This window comes from Methylobacterium sp. J-026 (assembly GCF_022829585.1).
GTDB lineage: Bacteria > Pseudomonadota > Alphaproteobacteria > Rhizobiales > Beijerinckiaceae > Methylobacterium.
The window spans coordinates 1-1,158 of record NZ_JAKSYC010000129.1 but is presented as its reverse complement, the minus strand read 5'-3'; the positions used below and the strand labels follow the sequence as shown (position 1 = coordinate 1,158).

Sequence of the window (1,158 nt, the reverse complement as noted above, 5' to 3'; positions counted from 1 at the left end):
TTCGGCTGGGGCGGGCAGCACACCGTAGTGAGGCGCCCCCACGATCGGGCTGCGGGACGACGCCTCGCCCAACTTGTCGACGGACTCGAGTGAATGAGCGCTGAGGGCATCCTCGTCGGCATCCACGGCTTGGAGAACAAGCCTCCGCTCGACGAGAAACGGCGCTGGTAGAAGCCTGCTATCGTAGAGGGACTGCAGAGAAACTGCGGACATGACGGCGGCGGGTTCCCCCCGTTCACGTGCGGCCGGCGTGTCCATTTCATCGGTATGGGGGGAGGCGGTACCGATGAGGCGGCAGATCCACCGCTGGCACCCGGTGAGCGGGGTGCTGTTCACCGAACTACGGGCCCGGGCGTGCGCGATGCGAGCCGAGCATGTTTCGGTGCGGGCGATTGCAGAGGCGCTGGGCGTCAGCCGATCATGTGCGCACCGTTAGGTCCTCGACGCGCCGGAACACGATGCCGCCAAGGTGCGGAATGGCGGCGTGCGGATCTATCCGCCGGGCACGCGGCGCTTCGCCAGCAAACTTTGGGCAACCGGATACCTGCGTGAGCAGCGGATCGCGATGGGGCGCGAGATGGCCGCGGCCGAGGCGCTCGATACCGCGGGCGATATCACGATGCCTGCCGCAGGAGCTCCGCCTCGCCTCCCTGATCCGCCGGCTTGAGGTTCAGCCGCACACGCATGGCCTTGCCCAGCTTGAACTGGACGGTCTGCTTGGCTGCGACGGCGACGCTCTGACCGGTCTTCGGGTTGCGGCCGGTGCGGGCTCGGGTTTCCTTCGTCGCGAACGTGCCGAAGTCGCGCAGCTCGACACGGTCGCCGTCGGCCAGCACATCGGTGATGCGGTCTAGAATGACGTCGACCACCGCGTCGGCCTCGCGCATGAACTTCCTGCCGGATGGGCTCTTGCGTGCACGGAGCGGCAAGCGGGTGAAGGACAGTCGCGGGCAGATCCGCCACCGTGGCGGAGTTGCTCGCTAGTGCCTCGGCCGCCTGCATAAGGCGCAGGGCCGTGCGATTGCCCATTGAGAACTTGGCTTCGATCCACGGCAACAAGTTGCCGTGACCGAGGGCGCGCGGCACTATGTGAACCGCATGCGCCTACTCCGTCCGATCCTGATCCTCGCCCTGGCAATCGCGGTGCCCACCGTGACG

2 protein-coding genes are annotated in these 1,158 nt (G+C 67.1%); both read right to left on the bottom strand.

Annotated features, from left to right (window positions below; translation table 11 throughout):
* A partial coding sequence (locus tag MKK69_RS12840; RefSeq protein WP_243968276.1) for a hypothetical protein occupies positions 1-213 on the bottom strand: 213 nt, incomplete at its 3' end.
* Between the two features lie 401 nt (positions 214-614).
* Entirely contained in the window at positions 615-887 is a 273-nt protein-coding gene (locus MKK69_RS12835) for an HU family DNA-binding protein (protein ID WP_243968275.1), read from the bottom strand.
* Positions 888-1,158 lie beyond the last annotated feature (271 nt).

Bases quoted from the DNA above. Each gene is read 5' to 3' on its own strand.
- MKK69_RS12835 (WP_243968275.1), bottom strand. From the start codon at position 887: ATGCGCGAGGCCGACGCGGTGGTCGACGTCATTCTAGACCGCATCACC.